21 protein-coding genes are annotated in these 19,847 nt (G+C 39.2%); 16 read left to right on the top strand and 5 right to left on the bottom strand.

The features are described from left to right. The first annotated feature begins 394 nt into the window (after nt 1-394). The 5 genes from AACM45_RS06275 (at nt 395) to AACM45_RS06255 (ending at nt 5,244) form a co-directional block, all read left to right on the top strand. Nucleotides 395-1,225, top strand: a complete 831-nt coding sequence (locus tag AACM45_RS06275) for a prephenate dehydratase (RefSeq protein ID WP_339141471.1) — start codon at nt 395-397, stop codon at nt 1,223-1,225. After that, a complete protein-coding gene (locus AACM45_RS06270; RefSeq protein WP_339141470.1) occupies nt 1,222-2,364 on the top strand; it encodes a pyridoxal phosphate-dependent aminotransferase in 1,143 nt (380 codons plus the stop codon). Before AACM45_RS06275 ends, AACM45_RS06270 begins: the two co-directional genes overlap by 4 nt. Nucleotide 2,365: 1 nt before the next feature. Beyond that, on the top strand, nt 2,366-3,223 hold the full coding sequence (locus AACM45_RS06265) for a prephenate dehydrogenase (RefSeq protein ID WP_339141469.1): 858 nt from the start codon (nt 2,366-2,368) through the stop codon (nt 3,221-3,223). A 98-nt stretch (nt 3,224-3,321) separates the two neighbouring features. Further along, nucleotides 3,322-4,404: a bifunctional 3-deoxy-7-phosphoheptulonate synthase/chorismate mutase type II gene (locus AACM45_RS06260; protein WP_339141468.1), complete on the top strand. Its 1,083-nt coding sequence runs from the start codon at nt 3,322-3,324 to the stop codon at nt 4,402-4,404. Between the two features lie 165 nt (nt 4,405-4,569). Continuing rightward, nucleotides 4,570-5,244: a head GIN domain-containing protein gene (locus tag AACM45_RS06255; RefSeq protein ID WP_339141467.1), complete on the top strand. Its 675-nt coding sequence runs from the start codon at nt 4,570-4,572 to the stop codon at nt 5,242-5,244. Between the two features lie 70 nt (nt 5,245-5,314). Here AACM45_RS06255 and AACM45_RS06250 read toward each other — a convergent pair whose 3' ends face one another. Both AACM45_RS06250 and AACM45_RS06245 read right to left on the bottom strand, forming a co-directional pair. Further along, complete coding sequence (locus AACM45_RS06250) at nt 5,315-5,755, bottom strand: hypothetical protein (protein ID WP_339141465.1); 441 nt, start codon at nt 5,753-5,755, stop codon at nt 5,315-5,317. 121 nt (nt 5,756-5,876) lie between these two features. Then, complete coding sequence (locus AACM45_RS06245) at nt 5,877-6,689, bottom strand: hypothetical protein (RefSeq protein ID WP_339141464.1); 813 nt, start codon at nt 6,687-6,689, stop codon at nt 5,877-5,879. 104 nt (nt 6,690-6,793) lie between these two features. Between AACM45_RS06245 and rsgA the strand changes: the two genes are divergently transcribed. The 10 genes from rsgA to AACM45_RS06195 all read left to right on the top strand — a co-directional run bounded on the left by rsgA (nt 6,794) and on the right by AACM45_RS06195 (nt 15,821). Beyond that, a complete protein-coding gene (gene rsgA, locus AACM45_RS06240; protein WP_339141463.1) occupies nt 6,794-7,744 on the top strand; it encodes a ribosome small subunit-dependent GTPase A in 951 nt (316 codons plus the stop codon). Next, nucleotides 7,744-8,196 carry a D-aminoacyl-tRNA deacylase gene (dtd, locus tag AACM45_RS06235; RefSeq protein WP_339141462.1) on the top strand — a complete coding sequence of 151 codons (453 nt, stop codon included), beginning with the start codon at nt 7,744-7,746 and terminating at the stop codon, nt 8,194-8,196. The genes rsgA and dtd overlap by 1 nt, the downstream gene beginning before the upstream one ends. Continuing rightward, nucleotides 8,196-8,522, top strand: a complete 327-nt coding sequence (locus AACM45_RS06230) for a nucleotide pyrophosphohydrolase (protein ID WP_339141459.1) — start codon at nt 8,196-8,198, stop codon at nt 8,520-8,522. The genes dtd and AACM45_RS06230 overlap by 1 nt, the downstream gene beginning before the upstream one ends. A 75-nt stretch (nt 8,523-8,597) precedes the next feature. Continuing rightward, nucleotides 8,598-9,827, top strand: coding sequence for a 3-phosphoshikimate 1-carboxyvinyltransferase (locus AACM45_RS06225; RefSeq protein WP_339141457.1), 1,230 nt, complete (start codon nt 8,598-8,600; stop codon nt 9,825-9,827). Between the two features lie 80 nt (nt 9,828-9,907). Further along, nucleotides 9,908-10,957: a tRNA preQ1(34) S-adenosylmethionine ribosyltransferase-isomerase QueA gene (gene queA, locus AACM45_RS06220; RefSeq protein ID WP_339141456.1), complete on the top strand. Its 1,050-nt coding sequence runs from the start codon at nt 9,908-9,910 to the stop codon at nt 10,955-10,957. A 116-nt stretch (nt 10,958-11,073) separates the two neighbouring features. Further along, on the top strand, nt 11,074-12,114 hold the full coding sequence (gene rlmN, locus AACM45_RS06215; RefSeq protein ID WP_339141455.1) for a 23S rRNA (adenine(2503)-C(2))-methyltransferase RlmN: 1,041 nt from the start codon (nt 11,074-11,076) through the stop codon (nt 12,112-12,114). Between the two features lie 130 nt (nt 12,115-12,244). Then, entirely contained in the window at nt 12,245-13,222 is a 978-nt protein-coding gene (locus AACM45_RS06210) for a polyprenyl synthetase family protein (protein ID WP_339141453.1), read from the top strand. A 115-nt stretch (nt 13,223-13,337) separates the two neighbouring features. After that, on the top strand, nt 13,338-13,910 hold the full coding sequence (locus AACM45_RS06205) for an RNA polymerase sigma factor (RefSeq protein WP_339141451.1): 573 nt from the start codon (nt 13,338-13,340) through the stop codon (nt 13,908-13,910). 5 nt (nt 13,911-13,915) lie between these two features. Next, nucleotides 13,916-14,659 (top strand): hypothetical protein, encoded by a 744-nt coding sequence (locus tag AACM45_RS06200; RefSeq protein WP_339141449.1) that lies wholly within the window; start codon nt 13,916-13,918, stop codon nt 14,657-14,659. Nucleotides 14,660-14,738: 79 nt separating this feature from the next. Continuing rightward, nucleotides 14,739-15,821, top strand: coding sequence for a hypothetical protein (locus AACM45_RS06195; protein ID WP_339141447.1), 1,083 nt, complete (start codon nt 14,739-14,741; stop codon nt 15,819-15,821). Nucleotides 15,822-15,881: 60 nt separating this feature from the next. On the opposite strand, the gene AACM45_RS06190 is transcribed toward AACM45_RS06195, so the two are convergent. Beyond that, complete coding sequence (locus AACM45_RS06190) at nt 15,882-16,079, bottom strand: zinc-ribbon domain-containing protein (RefSeq protein WP_339142379.1); 198 nt, start codon at nt 16,077-16,079, stop codon at nt 15,882-15,884. A 112-nt stretch (nt 16,080-16,191) separates the two neighbouring features. Between AACM45_RS06190 and dnaG the strand changes: the two genes are divergently transcribed. Continuing rightward, nucleotides 16,192-18,162, top strand: coding sequence for a DNA primase (gene dnaG / locus AACM45_RS06185; protein WP_339141445.1), 1,971 nt, complete (start codon nt 16,192-16,194; stop codon nt 18,160-18,162). 51 nt (nt 18,163-18,213) lie between these two features. On the opposite strand, the gene AACM45_RS06180 is transcribed toward dnaG, so the two are convergent. Together AACM45_RS06180 and nadE are read right to left on the bottom strand one after the other, a co-directional pair. After that, nucleotides 18,214-18,843: a response regulator transcription factor gene (locus tag AACM45_RS06180; RefSeq protein WP_339141444.1), complete on the bottom strand. Its 630-nt coding sequence runs from the start codon at nt 18,841-18,843 to the stop codon at nt 18,214-18,216. 159 nt (nt 18,844-19,002) lie between these two features. Then, a complete protein-coding gene (nadE, locus tag AACM45_RS06175; protein ID WP_339141442.1) occupies nt 19,003-19,806 on the bottom strand; it encodes an NAD(+) synthase in 804 nt (267 codons plus the stop codon). Nucleotides 19,807-19,847 lie beyond the last annotated feature (41 nt).

Raw genomic sequence — 19,847 nt, 5'->3', positions numbered from 1 at the left:
TGACTCTTGCGATACATTCGCTTTGAAATGACACTTCAAAGTAAGAAGCCAATGAAAAATCTAGAATTCGTAATTCTATAGGGGTTTTACAAATAAAAGTGCAAGAATTTTTTAAAATCAGCTAAAAATCAAAAAAAATATCTTTTTCCTTTTGAATTCTCAATGTATTGCCCAATCTTAGCCGAGATTATAAAATAAAATGAACAATACGTATTTCTGGAACGGTTTTTATTTCTACTTCTTTTTTAAGGGAAGTACGGGACTGTTCTAACATACGCCAAGTAGATAGCATTGAAAGTCCCGATATAAAATCGGGACTTTTTTATTGAATGAAATTTAAATGTATTGACTTGAGCATATTGAAATGGAGTCAAAGAATCAAAACGGATAGGAAGTGAAGCTGAAAGTAGCTATACAAGGCATCAAAGGGAGCAATCACCATCAGGTGGCCAAAGACTTTTTTGATGATAGCATTGAATTGGTTGAATGCCTGTCTTTTGATAAGTTGATTCAACATTTAATTGATGGCACTGCCGATAAAGGGATAATGGCCATTGAAAATTCAATAGCAGGTTCCATCATTCCCAATTACAATCTTATATACCATAATGCTATTCATATCATTGGTGAACATTATATCAACATACATCATAATTTAATGGTACAAAAGGGGGTGGCCTTTGATACTATTAAAGAAGTGCATTCACACCCAATGGCCCTATTGCAATGTAAGGCATTCTTTAAACAGCACCCAGATATCAAGCTTGTAGAAGCTGTAGATACTGCAGAAACTGCAAAACGCATTCAAGAAGAGAATCTTAAAACCATTGGGGCCATAGCACCAAAGATGGCAGCGTCGCTTTATGATCTTGAAATTATTGCCCCTGAGATTCAAACCATAAAAAATAACTCCACAAGGTTTATCATATTAAAAAAGCAGAATACGGTACTTCCGAAAGAAGAAATCAACAAAGCATCTATTCGTTTTGTGGCAGATCATAAACGGGGAAGTTTGGCAACGATTCTTAATGTGATGAGCGACTGTAACCTGAACCTTACTAAAATACAATCGCTACCAGTTATAGAAACCCCTTGGAAATATGCGTTTTTCGTAGACGTCACTTTTGATGCCTATCAAGATTTTGATAAAGCAAAATCAGTATTGAAAATCATGTCTGAAGATTTTAGGGTTTTAGGCGAATATAAAAATGCACTAAAAACATGATTACGGCCGAACGTTTAAAATCAGTTCAGGAATACTACTTCTCGAAAAAATTACGCGAGGTAAGAGGATTAATTTCAGAAGGAAGGCCAATTATCAATATGGGTATTGGTAGTCCTGATTTAGCACCCTCACCAAAAGTATTGGAAGTACTCAAAAATGCCATTTTGGATAGTACGGCACATCAGTATCAAAGCTATCAAGGTTTACCTGAATTGCGAGCGGCAATAGCCTCATTTTATAAGGCAAAATTTCATGTGGAGCTTGATACCGGCAACGAGATTTTACCGCTAATGGGTTCAAAGGAAGGAATCATGCACATTAGTATGGCCTTTTTGAATCGGGGAGATGAGGTTTTGATTCCGAATCCGGGTTATCCGACCTATGCGTCCGTTACCAAATTAGTAGAGGCCATACCTAGAACCTATGATCTAAGTTTAGAAAATGGATGGTTCCCAGATTTAGGGAAATTGGCCAAACAAGATTTGTCGAAAGTGAAATTAATGTGGTGCAGTTATCCCCATATGCCGACAGGTGCTACTGCGTCTAAAGAACAATTAAGGGAATTGGTTGATTTTGCAAGGCAAAACCAAATCCTTCTAGTCAATGATAACCCCTACAGTTTCGTTTTAACTAAAAATCCGACCAGTATACTGGCCATTAAAGGGGCAAAAGAATGTTGTTTAGAACTGAACAGTTTAAGCAAGACCTTTAACATGGCCGGTTGGCGTGTTGGTATGGTATTGGGCAATGCTGATACGATCAACGCAATTTTAAAGGTCAAAAGCAATATGGATTCGGGCATGTTCTATGGAATTCAAAAAGGGGCCATTGCCGCATTGCAAAGTGGGTCGGAATGGTTCGAAGATCTTGATACCATTTATTCCAACAGAAGGGATTTAATGTATGAACTGGTTGATAAAATAGGGGCCACCTATGATCTTAATGCGGTAGGAATGTTCGTTTGGGCAAAATTACCGCAAGGTTCTAAATCGTCTGAAGAATTTATAGATGGGCTGCTTTACGATAAGAATATTTTTATCGCACCAGGTACGATTTTTGGAAGTAATGGTGAAGGGTATATTCGATTTTCATTATGTGTAAAAGAAGATAAGATCAAAGAGGCAATTGAACGGTTTTAAAATGAAAGTAGCAATAGTTGGTATCGGTTTGATTGGTGGTTCCTTTGCAAAGGATGTTAAAAAATTATACCCTGAATCTAAGATTTATGGCATTGACACCAATATGCAGCATCTTGATAAGGCATTGCGTTTAGGTCTTATTGATGTAAAGTCTGATTATAAAGGGTTGTATGATGCAGATATCGTAATGCTGGCGATTCCGGTCGATGTTTTGGTGCAAGAACTAGCTGTGATTTTAGATGCTGTGGGCGATGATACGGTTGTTTTTGACGCAGGTTCTACAAAAGCATTGATTTGTCGGGCGGTAGAACAGCATCCCAAAAGAAGAAACTTTTTAGCTTGTCATCCTATAGCGGGTACCGAATTTTCAGGGCCGGAGGCTGCTATTGCAGATTTATACCGTGGAAAGACCAATATCATCTGTGAGGTTGAGAAGACCGCATTTAAATTGCAAGAGAAAGCCTTAAAAATATTTCAAGAAATGGGGATGCGTATTCGATATATGAATGCCGATGCCCATGACAAGCACATTGCCTATGTTTCGCACTTATCCCATATCAGTTCATTTATGTTGGGAAAGACCGTGATTGAAAAGGAGAAAAATGAACGGGACATCTTCGATATGGCCGGTAGTGGTTTTGAAAGTACGGTACGTTTGGCCAAAAGCTCGCCAGCAATGTGGACTCCCATTTTTGAGCAGAATAAAGTCAATGTTATTGAAACGCTGACCGAATACATACAAAATCTAGAAGATTTTAAAAAAATGATGTTGGAGGATAATTTTGTAGCGGTCTATGATGAAATGGAAAATACAAATAGAATAAAGCAAATACTAAACGGAATACCGTTGACGAAATAAGGATATTTAGTTTACGAACAACGAACAACGAACAACGAACAACGAACAACGAACAACGAACAACGAACAACGAACAACGAACAACGAAAAGAATACCTATGGAAAATTCAAAAGAAATGAGAACATGGTTAAATGATATGGCATTGCCCCATCCTCTTGTCATTGCAGGTCCATGTAGCGCCGAAACCGAAGAACAAGTCTTAAAGATAGCCCACGAGCTTAAAGATACCGATGTTAATTATTATCGCGCAGGAATTTGGAAGCCACGCACACGCCCAGGAAACTTTGAGGGAGTAGGTGCAATAGGGTTAAAATGGCTGCAAAAGGTCAAAAAAGAAACCGGATTGAAGACAGCTACTGAAGTAGCGAATAAAGCACATGTTGATTTAGCCTTGGAGCATGATGTCGATTTGTTATGGATCGGTGCCCGTTCAACGGTGAGTCCATTTATCATGCAAGAATTGGCAGATGCATTAGAGGGAACCGATAAGGTCGTTTTGGTAAAGAATCCCGTTAATCCAGACTTGTCGCTGTGGTTGGGTGGTATTGAGCGATTGCATACAGCAGGTATTAAAAAGCTAGGAGCCATACACCGGGGTTTCTCTACCTACCAAAAGACCAAGTACAGAAATATTCCAGAGTGGCAGTTGGCCATTGAATTCCAGAATCGTTTTCCAGACCTGCCCTTGATCAACGACCCTTCGCATATTACGGGAAAACGCGATATGATTTTTGACGTCTCACAAACAGCCCTTGATCTGAATTTTGATGGTTTGATGATTGAGACACATTGGGATCCTGACAACGCGTGGAGTGATGCGGCGCAACAGATAACCCCAAAAACCTTGGTGCAGATAATGCAAGATTTGAAGATTAGAAAAGAAACTGATGAAGAGGCCGAGTACAATTCAAAATTAAATAACCTAAGAGCTCAAATAGATATTATTGATAATCAATTGATACAGACCTTGGGGGAGCGAATGAAGGTGTCAGATGGTATAGGGGAGCTTAAGAAGCAAAAAAACGTGGCAGTATTGCAAACCAATCGTTGGAATGCCATTCTGGGTAAAATGATTTTAGAAGGGGAATCCCGCGGCTTGAGTGAAGAATTTGTGTTACGAATGTTTAAGGCCATTCACCAAGAATCCATTAACCATCAAGAAAAGATCCTTAAGGCTTAGACTTCAGAAATCATAGGTAATTAAGTCATTTCGAACAAGGAGTTACATCCAGTAAGGAATTCTAAGGATTCTTGGCTACATACATTGTTCAAAATGACTTTTTTCATGCTGTACTGTAACAATCTGAAATTCATTTCATCTTTTGTACAACGAAAAACACCTATTATGAAATCAATAACTACCTTTTGTTTTGCATTATTTACATTGGCCATGGTTGGCCAAAGAACCATTGACCGCGAAGTCGGGGATTTTGATAAGATCAAGGTTTTTGATTTGATTGAAGTTAATTTGATTCAATCTGACGAAAACCGAATTATCGTCAAAGGAAGAAATACGGATGACATCAAATGGACCAATAAAGATGGCGTCTTGAAATTACGAATGCAACTGGATAGAAAATTCACTGGTGAAGATACCTTTATCGAGGTATATTACAAGGATATTGATGTTATAGATGCCAATGAAGGTGCGCAAATCACCTGTAATGAAATGGTCAATAAGGCCAAAATAGAATTGAGGGCACAAGAGGGGGCACGAATTACTATTGGAATGGATGTGGCCGTCGCTGAGATTCGAGCTGTAACAGGGGGTATTGTAGAAGCTTCCGGTTTAGCCGAAAATCAAACGGTAGTGCTAAATACCGGTGGTATTTTTGAAGGCCGTGATTTGAAAACCATTGTTTCAGATGTGAAAATATCAGCAGGGGGTGAAGCAGAGGTATTCGCTTCTGATAAAGTGGACGTTAACGTAAAGGCCGGGGGTGATGTTGTTGTTTATGGCCAACCTAAAGAAGTCAATAAGAAAACCTTTGTAGGTGGCCGGGTGAAAATCGTAGAGTAGGTTTCGATAAATATCTGCATAGATAAAAGCCTCAATCCACTATAATGGTTGAGGCTTTTTTATGTAGTTTTTATTTCTTGAAAATATAGCGGGTAATGAAAATACCTTTACCATCAGGTTTGCCTCCGTCACTTTCAACTGCACTGGTTACAAAAGCCAACTCCCATCCATTTGCCACCATATCATTGATCATAGAGGTCAATAGGGCATCGTTGGCAGCAATATTTTGAAAGCGTATTCCCCCTAAATTATAAAAATTCAAAAGTTTGGTCTCTTCAAAATTTTTCACACGAATGTCCTTTCTTTTTGATTTGTTCCTGGTATTATCTTCATCGGTTTGAACGCTGGTATATTCTTGATAATCTTTATCCTCTAGTGCATTGATAATACGGGATCTTCCCAACCCATTGGGTACAATTGATTCGACACTTGTGATTACCTTGAATTCTTGGGCGTACATATCATGGGCTCCAAGTAGTATTAAAAAAACAAATAGAACTAATTTTTTCATGACGGAATTAAATTTGATTATTGAATAGTTTTAGAGCTTTAGTCGTTATAAGATTATTGAATAACAAAAAAGCCTTCGCTTTTTCGAAGGCTTTTAAGAGTTGAACACTATTGGTTATCTTTTATTGTATTGAAAAGTCAAATACGGATTGATTTTGTCTGCCCTGTGGTACTTGGCCTTGATATAAGAAAGCGTATTCCCCTGGTTCGAGTGAAGTAGGGGTTACTTTGAACTTATTACCCTCGATCTCTTCAATATCAAAACCTATGGCAAGTTTTGGGTCTACCCCACTACTACTTGAAATCCAACTGCTCTTTCCGGTGATGACCTCTCGAAGGTTTTGTCGCTCTTTTACTTTAAGTTTGACCAATACAAACTCATTGGGGTTGCTGGCGACCCTAAACCACCAGTTTAACAAACCAGCTTGGCTTCCCTGTGTATTTTGTAAGTTATCGACTTCCGTGGTCGCCGGATTGAATATGAATGTAAATTCGGGTCTATCAGTATTAATGACATTATTTGATTGGGTTCTTGGTAATCTCGCTTTCTGTTTTGAATTTATAAGGCCAGAGACAAGCTTTTGAGCTACTTGATTGTTGTTGGTTCCTGAAAAAACAGCGGGTTGAATCAATTCATCTTCCCCATCTTCATTAACAAAATAGATACCGGTTTTAGATTTGGTGTTCTGTTTTGATTTCTCCATGATTAACGAAAGTACCTCTGAAGATGCGCCAGCTTTTTTCAATTTGCCGAGTCCTGCAATAGTGGCATCGAATTTTACATCCGAGGTGTAAATTTTATCAATGATCATGGCATCATCAAAACCCAATTCCATCATTTGAATAACACTTTCATTGGTGATGACCTCTTGTGCGGTCAAGACACTGAAAAAAGAGCAGCAGATAAAAGTTACGATTACGTGTTTGAATTTCATTTTATAGTTGATTTTTGATTATTCAAATCAATAATACTATAAAATGTTAAAAAAAGAAAGTTGTTTCTTTGTTATTGTATGGAATGTTATCAACAGGCTGTTTAATGCAGGGAATAGTGTATAAATCGACCGGAAGCTGGTATACGGTCAAATCGGATGCCGGGGATTTCTATGAATGCCGCATAAAAGGAAAGTTTCGTATTAAGGGTATCAAAAGCACCAATCCTATAGCAGTAGGTGATAGGGTCATATTCGATTTAGAGAAGAAGGGGGACGAAGAAATAGGCGTCATATCACAGATAAAAGACCGAAAAAACTATATCATACGTAAATCGGTCAACCTATCAAAACAAACCCATATCATAGCGGTCAATTTAGATCAGGTATTTTTATTGGTAACGTTGAACAACCCTAAAACCTATACCAGTTTTATAGATCGTTTTTTAGTCACCGCAGAAGCTTATGAAATACCGGTAATCATCGTGTTCAATAAATTGGATGTGTATACCGACGAAGAGCAGAACGAAATCGACGATTTATTTAAGTTGTATACTGCGATAGGCTATCAGTGTATTAAGTTATCCGCCAAAACGGGCGAAAATGTGGATAAGGTAAAAATACTCATGAAAGGAAAAACGAGTATGTTCTCAGGCAATTCCGGTGTAGGTAAATCTACCTTGGTCAATACATTGGAAAAAGGTTTGAAATTAAAGACGGCCGAAATTTCTGAGCAACACTTACAGGGCCAGCATACCACAACCTTTGCCGAGATGTACGATCTTTCTTTTGGGGCCAGGATAATTGACACCCCCGGAATACGTGGTTTCGGAATCGTCGACATGGAAAAAGATGAAATAGGGGATTATTTTCCAGAGTTTTTTAAATTGAAACCACAGTGTAAGTTTAACAACTGTATTCATTTAGATGAACCCAAATGCGCCGTAAAAATGGCTTTAGAAGAAGACAGTGTCGCATTTAGTAGGTATCGAAGCTATGTTCAAATGGTTTTGGGTGAAGATGAAAATTATAGGTTTGACATTTATAAAGACAATTGATGCGGGCAGTTATTCAAAGGGTATCACAAGCTGAGGTTGCGGTTGAAGGTGCGATAGTTTCTAAAATAAGTTATGGTCTTTTGATTCTTTTGGGGATTGAAGATGCTGATACCGACGAAGATATTACATGGTTGTCAAAGAAAATCACCAATCTCAGAATATTCAATGACGATGAAGGTATTATGAACCAATCATTGATTCAGGTTGAGGGTCAGGCTATTATCGTGAGTCAGTTTACGTTGCATGCAAGCACAAAAAAAGGCAATCGCCCCTCATATCTTAAAGCTGCCAAACCAATATTTGCCATACCGATGTATGAAAAGTTTATTGCTCAAATTGAGACAGATTTGGGTAAGAAGGTAGGGACCGGGGTATTCGGTGCCGATATGAAAGTGGAATTATTGAATGATGGTCCGGTTACCATCATCATTGATACTAAAAATAGGGAATAATGAACATAGAGAACGCCCAAAAAGCAGTTGATGAGTGGATCAAAAATCACGGGGTACGCTATTTTAATGAGCTCACCAATATGGCGCAACTTACCGAAGAGGTTGGTGAGGTAGCCCGAATTATTGCGCGACGTTATGGCGAACAAAGTGAGAAAGAATCTGATAAGGACAAAGATTTAGGGGAAGAGCTTGCTGACGTTCTCTTTGTGGTACTCTGTCTGGCGAACCAAACCGATGTGGATTTACAACAGGCTTTTGAAAAAAAGTTGGATTTAAAGGCCAAACGTGACCACGATCGCCACCACAACAATAAAAAACTCAAATAGTTGTAATTTAAACGTTTCTCTAATCGAAGTTTATGAGGGTTTTCTTTAGCTTTGAAGTTTGCTAAAACCAACGAATTGAAACTCCATCTTTCTAAACTTGAAAAGGGTTACATAAATGCCTCGGTACAGATTACGGGATCGAAGAGCGAGACCAATAGACTCTTATTGCTGCAGGCGCTTTTTCCGAATTTAAAACTAAAGAACCTTTCCAATTCCGATGATGCAAAGGTCATGCAAAAGGGGTTGGCCATTTCTGATGGTGATGTTGATATTCATCACGCGGGTACGGCCATGCGCTTTTTGACGTCTTACTTTGCGAGCTGCGAAAATAAGAATGTATTGCTGACGGGTTCACCTCGTATGAAAGAGCGGCCAATAAAGGTGCTGGTCGAGGCATTACGTGAATTAGGTGCTGATATTTCCTATGCGGGAACTGAAGGGTATCCACCCTTAAGAATAAAGGGAAAGACACTGAAAAAACAAAAGGTTTCCTTGCCCGCTAACATAAGCAGTCAATACATCTCTTCGCTGCTTTTGGTCGCCCCCAGTTTAGAAAATGGCCTAGAACTGGATCTCGTGGGTAAAATCACTTCGGTTCCCTATATAAAAATGACCTTGGCACTTTTAGATGAGATCGGTGTTAATACTGAATTCGAGGGTAACCATATCAAGGTACATCCTATGGCGAAAATAGCGGATAAGGCCTTGGTTGTGGAATCTGATTGGAGCGCGGCAAGTTATTTTTATAGTATTGTGGCAATGGCCGAGGTAGGTAGTGAAATCAAGTTAACGGCCTACAAACAGAACTCCTTGCAAGGTGATAGTGTGCTCGCCGACATTTATGAGGATTTTGGAGTAAAAACCACATTTTCAAATCACGGTGTCATCCTCAAAAAGGAAACGGATTTCAAAAAATCAACGATTATCTTAGATCTTAGCAATGCACCCGATATTGCGCAAACTATTGCGGTAACATGTTTTGGCCTAGGTATTGCGTGTCGTTTGGGCGGACTTCACACCTTGCCTATCAAAGAAACAGATCGCTTGGCGGCAATGAAGACAGAACTGAAGAAAATGGGTGCCGAAGTGAGTATATCAGCCGATAGTCTTAGCCTTGAATCAAGCGATACTATTACGTCTAACGTGTCCATCGATACCTATAATGACCATAGAATGGCAATGGCTTTTGCTCCAATTGCACTAAAAACCGACGTATATATCAACGATGCCGGGGTCGTTTCAAAATCCTATCCTGACTTTTGGAAAGACATGAAAACCCTAGGCATGATAGTGAAAGGGGTTTAGGGTTGAATTAAATGTGTATTTACTTGACAACCCCTATTCGCAGATTGTATATTTGCCACCTTTAAAACAAAACTGCTTTCATGAAATTATCCAACTTCAATTTTGAACTTCCTAAAGAATTATTGGCTGAATATCCAGCAGAAAACCGCGATGAGTCCAAACTAATGGTTATCCACCGTGAAACTGGAAAAATTGAGCATCGCATGTTCAAAGATTTGATTGAGTATTTTGATGAAGGCGATGTCATGGTATTGAATAACACCAAGGTTTTTCCCGCTAGATTATATGGCAATAAAGAAAAAACAGGGGCTAGAATCGAGGTTTTCTTGTTACGGGAGCTAAATGAAGAGCAACGTCTTTGGGATGTTCTAGTAGATCCGGCACGAAAAATAAGGATTGGAAATAAACTGTATTTCGGCGAAGATGAGAGTTTGGTTGCTGAGGTTATTGACAACACGACTTCCAGAGGTAGAACCCTCCGCTTTCTATATGACGGTTCGTATACTGATTTCAGAAGAAAACTAAGGGAGCTTGGTGAGACCCCATTACCGAAATATATCAAAAGGGATGTGACCCCAGAAGATGAAGAACGATATCAGACCATTTACGCCAAGCATGAAGGAGCGGTTGCTGCACCTACGGCTGGTCTTCACTTTTCAAAACATCTCTTGAAAAGGTTAGAGATCAAAGGTGTTGATTTTGCAGAGGTAACACTTCACGTCGGCTTGGGTACTTTTAATCCGGTTGAGGTAGAAGATTTATCAAAGCATAAAATGGATAGCGAAGAATTGGTGATTGACGAAAAAGCAACGGAAATCGTTAATGGGGCCAAAGCCAATAAAAGAAAGGTCTGCGCCGTTGGAACGACGGTAATGCGAGGTTTGGAAAGCGCTGTTTCATCCGATCACCAACTAAATACTTTTGAAGGATGGACCAATAAATTTATTTTCCCTCCATATGATTTTAGTATTGCCAATTGTATGGTGACGAACTTCCATCTGCCGAAATCGACCTTGTTGATGATGATTTCTGCGTTTGTAGGTCACGATTTGATGAAAAAGGCGTACAAGCAAGCGATTTTAGAGCAGTACCGTTTCTACTCGTACGGTGATGCTATGTTGATACTTTAGTTTTCCAATAGTTTGGAGCGGGGTGGTGTAAACCGTTCTTCAATGTGTACAGAAAAAATAGCCCTAAAAAAATCCTGACTTTAGTCGGGGTTTTTTATTGCCTTACCTTTGCGTTAATGGAAAAGACGAAAAAAGATATTCGGGCACTCACTAAAGAACAGCTTAGGGATTTCTTTGTTTCTATGGGCGATAAAGCTTTTCGTGGTAACCAGGTCTATGAGTGGTTATGGCAAAAATCAGCCCATTCTTTTGAGGGGATGACCAACTTGTCGAAAAAAACCCGTGAGATGCTTGAAGGGCATTTTGTCATCAACCATATCAAAGTGGACCAAATGCAGCGCAGCAATGATGGTACCATAAAAAATGCAGTTCGGTTGCATGACGGTCTTATTGTTGAATCTGTTTTGATACCAACTGAAACTAGAACAACAGCCTGTGTTTCAAGTCAAGTAGGTTGTAGTTTAGATTGTAAGTTCTGCGCTACGTCCAGACTTAAGCGAATGCGAAACCTAAATCCCGATGAGATTTATGATCAAGTTGTCGCAATCGATAATGAAAGTCGTCTGTATTTTGAAAGGCCATTGAGCAATATCGTTTTTATGGGTATGGGGGAACCTTTGATGAATTATAATAATGTTCTGAAATCCATAGAAAAGATTACTTCAAAAGAAGGATTGGGTATGTCCCCCAAAAGAATTACCGTTTCTACCTCAGGGGTCCCGAAGATGATAAAGAAGATGGCCGATGAACAGGTCAAATTCAATCTTGCGGTTTCATTACATTCCGCCATAGATGAGGTTCGAACCAGTATTATGCCCTTTAACGAACATTTTCCATTGAAGGATCTGAGGGATGCCTTGCAATATTGGTACGCGAAAACAAAAAATAGGATTACCTATGAATATGTAGTCTGGAATGGTATTAACGATACACAACAAGACGTTGATGCTTTGGTAAGGTTTTGCCGATTTGCACCATCAAAGGTTAACATCATCGAATACAACCCTATCGATGACGGTGAATTTCAGCAAGCCACTAGTAAGGCCATTGCCATGTATCAACAAGTTTTAGAGGCAAATGGAATAACGGTTACGGTTCGTAGATCCAGGGGGAAGGATATTGATGCGGCCTGTGGTCAATTGGCCAATAAATCGTAACAAAAAGTATTACTATTACTTTAAATCCGTGGTTTTATAACTTCTACCGAAAACTTTTGTACCACTATAATTAAGAACACCTTTTTACCTACTTTTGATATCCAAACTTAAAAAAGAAGGGTACTCTTAGTTGAAAGTTGCTGCACAAATACGCGAGCCTATTGAAAAAGAAATGGAACTTTTTGAAAATAAGTTCCGAGAATCGATGTCCTCAAAAGTGGCACTTTTCAATCGTATTACCTATTACATTGTAAATAGAAAGGGCAAACAAATGCGCCCGATGTTCGTTTTTTTAACGGCCAAGCTGTTGAATGGCGGTGAGATCAATGAGCGCACCTACACTGGTGCCTCGATAATTGAGCTCATCCATACCGCGAGTTTGGTACACGATGATGTCGTGGATGATAGTCATAAACGTCGCGGCTTTTTTTCGGTAAATGCCCTTTGGAAGAATAAGATTGCGGTCTTGGTTGGCGATTACCTTTTTTCAAAAGGACTTCTGGTTGCCTTGGAACGTGGTGATCATGATTTGCTTCAAATCATATCCGATTCCGTTAAATCAATGAGTGAAGGGGAGTTACTTCAGATAGAAAAGGCCAGAAAGCTTGATATTACCGAAGAAGTCTATTACGATATCATTAGACAAAAAACGGCTACGCTGATTGCTGCTTGTTGTGGCATGGGTGCGGCATCGGTAAAACCCGATTCTGAGGAAGTACGTATTTTCAAAAGATTTGGGGAGCTTTGCGGAATGGCCTTTCAAATTAAGGATGACCTTTTTGACTATGGTAGCGAACGTATCGGCAAACCAACAGGTATCGATATTAAAGAGCAAAAAATGACCCTACCTTTGATATACGCCCTGAATACCAGTTCAAAAGATAAAAAACGTTGGTTGATCAATTCCATTAAAAACCATAACAAAGATAAAAAGCGGGTCAAAGAGGTCATAGCCTATGTGAAGTCACAAGGCGGATTGACATATGCAGTAGATAAAATGTTAGCGTTTAAAGACGAGGCCCTTGGGTTGCTAAATACTTACCCTGATTCCCCTTATAAAGCTTCGCTTTCCCTTATGGTCAACTACGTTGTAGACCGCAAAAAATGATGTATTAGGGTGGTTTTTTGTTCGCGGATTGTATTTTCACGATAAAAAATCATGTGTGGGACAACCTTTTTGAAACTACCCTCGTCTATCTTTATAGAAGACAAACCAAAAACCATTGAAGATCATTTCGATATATCAGAATGAAAAGCAACTGCTGAAAAAGGCAATCGCGGGTAATCGACATGCGCAACGTGCAATTTATGACAGATTTGCACCTAAGATGTTAAGCGTATGCCGGCAATACATCAACGATCTGCAATTTGCCGAAGACGTTATGGTCAATGGGTTTGTGAAAGTATTCAAAAACCTGGACACTTTCGAACACAGGGGAAGTTTTGAAGGTTGGGTCCGTAGAATAATGATACGTGAAAGTATCTCATACCTGAGAAAAAAACAATTTGTCGTTTTTGATGATGAAGTCTTCGAGAAGAACGAATCAGTAGGTTCAGAAATCGAGTCGACACTTGATATTGAACATGTGCAAGAATTGATAGATAGTTTGCCAGAAGGGTATAAAATGGTTTTTGTGCTTTATGCCATTGAAGGATATAAACACCATGAAATTGCCGAGATGTTGAATATATCAGAGGGCACCTCAAAATCGCAGTTGTATAAGGCACGTAGAATGCTGCAAGCAAATTTAAAGTTGAAGGAGATGTTACCAAGAAGGGCATCTAAAGGAAATTGAGTGTTATGAATAAGTTAGAGAAATATATTAAAGAAAAGCTTCAAACGAGGGAAATACGCCCATCAGAAGAAGCTTGGAATAGAATTCAGGAAGAATTGGTTCCTACCTCAAAACCTAAGGTCATTAAATTCCATTGGCTTGCTATTGCAGCTGGTTTATTTGCGGCGTTGGTACTGTCAATTGCCTATTTTAATGAACAATCACCAAAAGAGCAATTACCGATTGATGTAGTAGAAACTAAAATTGACGAAACCTCAAAACCATTGGAAGTTGAAGGTGCATTACAGGACAAGATTTTGAAAGCGGCGGAATTGGCCGAAAAAAATGAAGAAGGAATGGCAAATACACCAATAGGCAGTCATGAAAATGACAGTAATCAAGTAGGGTCAATGGTTGCCATAGTTTTTGATAAGGAAGTCAAAAAGGAAATATCGGTACCCCAAAGTGAAAATAGACATGCAGCGAAAGAACTCATTGATAAAAAACTTAACGAAGTACTGACTGAAGTCGCTTTATTGGAAGAACGGAATATTGAGGTTACCAATACGGAAGTCGACTCCTTGCTTTTTGCTGCACAAAGGGAGTTGCTGACAAATAAGGTATTTCAAGAGAGCGGAGCTGTTGATGCTACTGCTTTATTGGCAGATGTCGAAGACGAATTAGATCGAACATTTAGAGGGCATCTGTTCGAAAAGTTAAAAGAAGGCTACTTTAAAGTGCGAACTGCGGTCGCAGATCGTAATAATTAATATTTCATCAATCAAAGTCTATTTTCATGGCTTTCCCCGTTTCGGGGAAAGCGGGAATAGGCGTAAAACCAAAATCATCATGAGAAGAATTACCAAAGTGCTTGTTGTCTTTTTATTGACGCTTTTAAGTCAAAATTTGATGGCACAAGAAGAAGTTGATTACCAGCGAAAAATAGAAAAATTAGAAAAGCAGAAAACACGTATTACCGCTCAAGAGAAGGATGCTTTGAAAATTGAGGTGAAAAGTATCAACGACAGGTTGGCGAAAGGGGCGATTACCGCAGAAGAAGCAAAAATCTTAAAAGAAGAAGCAGCCAAGAAGCGGGCCTTGAACATTGAAGACCGAATTGCCATAATTGACAATCGCATCGCCTTGCTAGAACGAAATGAAGGGCTGGTGATAAACGATTCTATGAATGATACAATTGTTGAAGATCAGATTCAAATAGGCATTGAAATCAATGGTGAACCGGCAGAGGAATTCATTTTTGGTACCAAAAGTTGGAAAAGGGAATTAAAGTATGATCGAAGAACCTATTCTGACTTTGTTTTGACCATTGGACTTAATAATGCAATTATAGAAGGAGAGTCCCTTAGTGACTCACCATACAGAATTGGAGGAAGTCGGTTTTTTGAATTAGGATGGCAATGGCGCACCCGTGTTTTCAAGAATTCCAATTTTATGAGGTTCAATTATGGCTTTTCTTTTCAGTTTAATGGATTGAAACCAGAGGGTAACCTATTTTTTGTTGAGAATGGAGATCAAACGGAACTTCAAGAATTTGCCTTTGACTTGAACAAATCAAAATTACGAATGGATAATCTGGTTTTCCCAATCCATTTTGAATTTGGGCCCTCAAGGTATCGAGAAACCGAAAAAACCTTTAGATACAACATTGATAAAAGTTTTAGGCTTGGTATTGGTGGCTATGGTGGATTCAATATTGGAACCCGTCAAAAATTAAAATATTCCGAAAATGGTAATCGCATCAAAGAAAAGTTGAAACGGGATTACAATACCGCAGATTTGATCTATGGATTAAGCGCATATGCCGGGATCGGTGGTGTTCAGTTGTATATGAAGTATGATCTAAATCCGATTTTTAGAAATGCGGCTATCGAACAACGAAATATTTCTTTGGGGCTGCGATTCGACTTGTGACCTTTTTTAAGGATGAAATGGAAATAACGATGGTCTTCGCCAAAGTAGTTGTGGTAGATACTAAGTTTTGCTTAATGCCTTTTTCATCTCAGTAGGGAATTCTTCTTTGGAATACACACGTTTACAATGGGAACATTCCGCATAGCGGGATGTTCCTATTTTGAATAAGGGTATCCAAAATAGGTGAAAATAATTCGGTTGCTCCCTGGCCGAAAGGGTATCTTGTTGATTGCAATAGCCACAACGGACACCATGCATTCTTTTCGTAATCGGTTTGCCGGGCTTTGTCCCAAAAAAAAGAATCATATTTATTGATACATTTGAAGTTCCAATTTAATTAAACTTTTCTGCAGACCAAGAAACGAAGCACATGATTTCAAAGACCACCATAGATCAAGTATATGAGGCTGCCCGTGTAGAGGAGGTCATTGGTGATTTTGTACAGCTCAAGAAATCAGGTTCCAATTTTAAGGGCTTGAGTCCTTTTTCTGATGAGCGTACCCCTAGTTTTATGGTCTCACCCGTAAAACAGATATGGAAAGATTTTAGTAGTGGTAAAGGGGGCAATGTGGTGGCCTTTTTGATGGAGCATGAGCACTTTGGCTACCCAGAGGCTATTCGATACTTAGCCAAGAAGTATAATATTGAAATTGAGGAGACCGAAAAGACCGATGAAGAAAAAGAACAGGCCAATGAGCGCGAAAGCATGTATTTGGTGTCAGAGTACGCCTCAAAATATTTTATAAAAACACTCTGGCAATCTGAGTTGGGCAAGGCCATTGGCCTTTCATATTTCAAAGAGCGTGGCTTTACCGATGAAATTATTAAAAAATTTGCTCTAGGGTATAACCCAGACCAGTGGACCGCCTTTACCGATACCGCGCTCGCTGATGGATATCAATTAGACTATTTGTCAAAGACAGGGTTGACCATTGTTAAAGAACAGAGTGGAGGTGAAGTTAGAAAATTCGACCGCTTTAAAGGTCGTGTTATGTTTCCTATACATTCCATGAGCGGTCGGGTTCTCGGTTTTGGCGGCCGAATTTTGAACAACGATAAAAAGGCGGCCAAATACCTTAACTCCCCCGAAAGCGATATTTACCATAAGAGTAAAGTACTCTATGGAATCTATTTTGCGAAACAGGCCATCGCCAAAGAAGACAATTGTTATTTGGTTGAAGGCTATACCGATGTAATTCAAATGCATCAGCGGGGTATACACAATGTAGTGGCATCGAGTGGCACGGCATTGACCCCCGAGCAGATTCGACTGATCAATAGGCTTACCAAGAACATTACCGTTCTATTCGATGGTGATGCGGCAGGGTTAAGGGCTTCACTTAGGGGTATTGATTTGATTTTGGAACAGGGAATGAACGTAAAAGTATGTTCCTTTCCTGAGGGTGATGATCCCGATAGTTTTGCGAAGAACAATACACTTGAAGATGTGGTGTCGTATTTGCAAGCGAACGCAAAAGATTTTATACAGTTCAAAACCTCACTTTTGGCCGAAGAAGCGGCCAATGACCCGATTAAAAGGGCAGATACGGTTCGAGATATCGTAAACAGTATCGCTAAAATACCAGACCGAATACAAAAAGAAATCTACATTCAAGAATGTGCAAAGATAATGCAGATTTCAGAAGAGGTCTTGTACAATACCTTGGCTCAGATAGATAAAAAAGAGGTTTACGAAGCAGCTAAAAAACAAAAGCAAGAACAGAAAGCCTTCGAAGTCGTTAAAAGCAACACCGTAATAGAAAAGGTTGATGTTCAATTCGAGCTTGAGCGAAAAATAATCGAATTGTTACTATTATACGGGAATAAAAAAGAAGAGTTCGAAGATTTGGTGTTGAAGGAAAATGAAGAAGGGGATTTGGTGCTGGAACCAGAGACCATAGAGATAAAGGTGTACGAGAAAATATACTTAGATCTTCAAGAAGATGAAGTGGAGTTGTCAAATGATGATTTTAAAACCATTTATTATAAGATCATTGAAAGATTGAATGCGTCTGATGATTTTTCCATCAATACTTTTATTGCCGACTTAGACCAAAACGTCGTACAACAAGTATCTTCGATCCTAATGGAGGAAGAACGATATATACTGCATGACTGGGAACGAAAAGATATCTACCCAAAGGATAAGGAGAATGGAATTGCGCAGCTGGTCGGTGAAACCATTTTAACCCTGCGATGTAACTTGATAAAGAACAGAATTTCATCCCTACAGGAAAAGACAAAAGAAAAAGAGGATAATTCAGAAGTGTTGGAAGAAATTGTAAACTACCTTCAATTGAACAAGCTATTGAATGCAAAATTGAACAGGGTCTTGTCTTAAATATAAAAACCCCATTATTTATGGGGTTTTTATAGTGTCTTGGGTAAAACCTTAATAAAGCTCCAATGCTTTTGCTTGTTGCAATAGGTCCACTAAGTTATCTACGTTCAATTTACGCATTAAACGCGCTTTGTACGTACTTACTGTTTTCTCGTTCAGGTTCAGGCCTTCTGCAACCTCTTTGTTTCGTTTGCCGCTCGCCAATAGCTTCAATACTTCCACCTCCCTAGTAGATAATTTTCTGAAAAACCTTCTTGGTTTTTGAGTGCCTTCATCAAAGGCAAGTCTTTGCGCTAATTCGTTCGTTATGAACATATTACCTTCAGCTACTTTGCGAATCGCAGAGATGATATAGTCAACATCGGCGGTTTTTGATAAATACCCATATGCACCGGCCCTTATCGTACTCAGTGCATATACATCTTCTGATTGCCCACTGTACATTAAAACCTTGGTGCTGGGAAAATCTTGCTTTATTTTACGGAGTGTGGCAATACCATTGATTTCTGGGATGTCCATCTCCAACATAACGACATCAGGAGAGACTTTTTCCAAAGCCTCAAAAAGCTCAGTAGTAGTTGATGCATCACCAATAACCTTAAAATCAGAGGTAGAGTCTAGAACTTGTTTGATTCCAAGCCTTACTATTGGATGACTGTCGGCAATAAAAACATTGATCATTGTGGTAGATTTTACTTTGTATTTGTTCTTTGAAATGGTTTTAGTAATTAAATGCTTACAATAGCTGCAAGGCAAGGTAACCAATTCATGGGACAAATGTGTAACTTTTTTCTTAAAACCACAGAATTTTTAGGGTTTTATTCGTTTTAACTGCTAAATTTAGCGTTGAGTGGTAACTTTTAGGTAATCAGGTATTTCACAAACGGGTATAGGAATCATCTTATGCATGTTGAGGGAATTTAGCCTTTTGTAAATTCGAAATACTTCTTTTTCTCTGTCAGAAAAATCTTCTAATGTCTTTCCTTCATCATCCATTGCCATGGCCCATTCCAATTCGGGATAACTAGCTCCGATTTGGTCTTCATCAGTTCTGCTATCACCCCATAACCCGTCTGTAGGCGCAGCTTCGATAATGTCTTGGTTGACACCCAGAACCTTGCCGATCTCATAGACTTCCGATTTCAATAGATCGGCTATCGGGCTTAAATCGACCCCTCCATCACCATATTTGGTATAGAAACCCACTCCAAAGTCTTCCACCTTGTTTCCTGTTCCTGCCACTAAATACCCCTTTAGGGCAGCAAAGTAATACAGCGTTGTCATACGAAGTCTTGCACGGGTATTGGCCAACGACATAAAACGATCTTCTTCGTTGTCGACTTTTGGCAGGGCATTCACCAAACTGTCAAATACCGGGGTGAGGTTTACAGGCTGTCTTTCCACATTCGAAAAATTGTTCTTAAGCCATGCAATGTGTCGATCGGCCCGGGTTACTTGATTTTTACCCTGGTGAATAGGCATCTCTAGGCACAATAGGTCTAGTCCAGTTCTCGCACAAAGGGTTGAGGTTACCGCAGAGTCTATTCCTCCTGAGACCCCAATCACAAATCCCTTGATGTTTGCGTTGGTCGCATAGTCTTTTAACCAGTTCACAATATGTTCAATTACCTTTTCAGTTTGCATAGCTTTCTTTTAAGTTCAAAAATTTACCTTTGTGCCTCGTA

The organism is Croceitalea sp. MTPC5 (assembly GCF_036985505.1).
Lineage (GTDB): Bacteria > Bacteroidota > Bacteroidia > Flavobacteriales > Flavobacteriaceae > Croceitalea.
Note: the sequence above shows the minus strand (reverse complement) of the source record. Positions and strands in the feature narration are given on the sequence as shown.

Bases quoted from the DNA above. Each gene is read 5' to 3' on its own strand.
- AACM45_RS06270 (WP_339141470.1), top strand. From the start codon at position 1,222: ATGATTACGGCCGAACGTTTAAAATCAGTTCAGGAATACTACTTCTCG.
- AACM45_RS06265 (WP_339141469.1), top strand. From the start codon at position 2,366: ATGAAAGTAGCAATAGTTGGTATCGGTTTGATTGGTGGTTCCTTTGCA.
- AACM45_RS06260 (WP_339141468.1), top strand. From the start codon at position 3,322: ATGGAAAATTCAAAAGAAATGAGAACATGGTTAAATGATATGGCATTG.
- AACM45_RS06255 (WP_339141467.1), top strand. From the start codon at position 4,570: ATGAAATCAATAACTACCTTTTGTTTTGCATTATTTACATTGGCCATG.
- AACM45_RS06250 (WP_339141465.1), bottom strand. From the start codon at position 5,755: ATGAAAAAATTAGTTCTATTTGTTTTTTTAATACTACTTGGAGCCCAT.
- AACM45_RS06245 (WP_339141464.1), bottom strand. From the start codon at position 6,689: ATGAAATTCAAACACGTAATCGTAACTTTTATCTGCTGCTCTTTTTTC.
- rsgA (WP_339141463.1), top strand. From the start codon at position 6,794: ATGCAGGGAATAGTGTATAAATCGACCGGAAGCTGGTATACGGTCAAA.
- dtd (WP_339141462.1), top strand. From the start codon at position 7,744: ATGCGGGCAGTTATTCAAAGGGTATCACAAGCTGAGGTTGCGGTTGAA.
- AACM45_RS06230 (WP_339141459.1), top strand. From the start codon at position 8,196: ATGAACATAGAGAACGCCCAAAAAGCAGTTGATGAGTGGATCAAAAAT.
- queA (WP_339141456.1), top strand. From the start codon at position 9,908: ATGAAATTATCCAACTTCAATTTTGAACTTCCTAAAGAATTATTGGCT.
- rlmN (WP_339141455.1), top strand. From the start codon at position 11,074: ATGGAAAAGACGAAAAAAGATATTCGGGCACTCACTAAAGAACAGCTT.
- AACM45_RS06200 (WP_339141449.1), top strand. From the start codon at position 13,916: ATGAATAAGTTAGAGAAATATATTAAAGAAAAGCTTCAAACGAGGGAA.
- AACM45_RS06195 (WP_339141447.1), top strand. From the start codon at position 14,739: ATGAGAAGAATTACCAAAGTGCTTGTTGTCTTTTTATTGACGCTTTTA.
- AACM45_RS06190 (WP_339142379.1), bottom strand. From the start codon at position 16,079: ATGCATGGTGTCCGTTGTGGCTATTGCAATCAACAAGATACCCTTTCG.
- dnaG (WP_339141445.1), top strand. From the start codon at position 16,192: ATGATTTCAAAGACCACCATAGATCAAGTATATGAGGCTGCCCGTGTA.
- AACM45_RS06180 (WP_339141444.1), bottom strand. From the start codon at position 18,843: ATGATCAATGTTTTTATTGCCGACAGTCATCCAATAGTAAGGCTTGGA.
- nadE (WP_339141442.1), bottom strand. From the start codon at position 19,806: ATGCAAACTGAAAAGGTAATTGAACATATTGTGAACTGGTTAAAAGAC.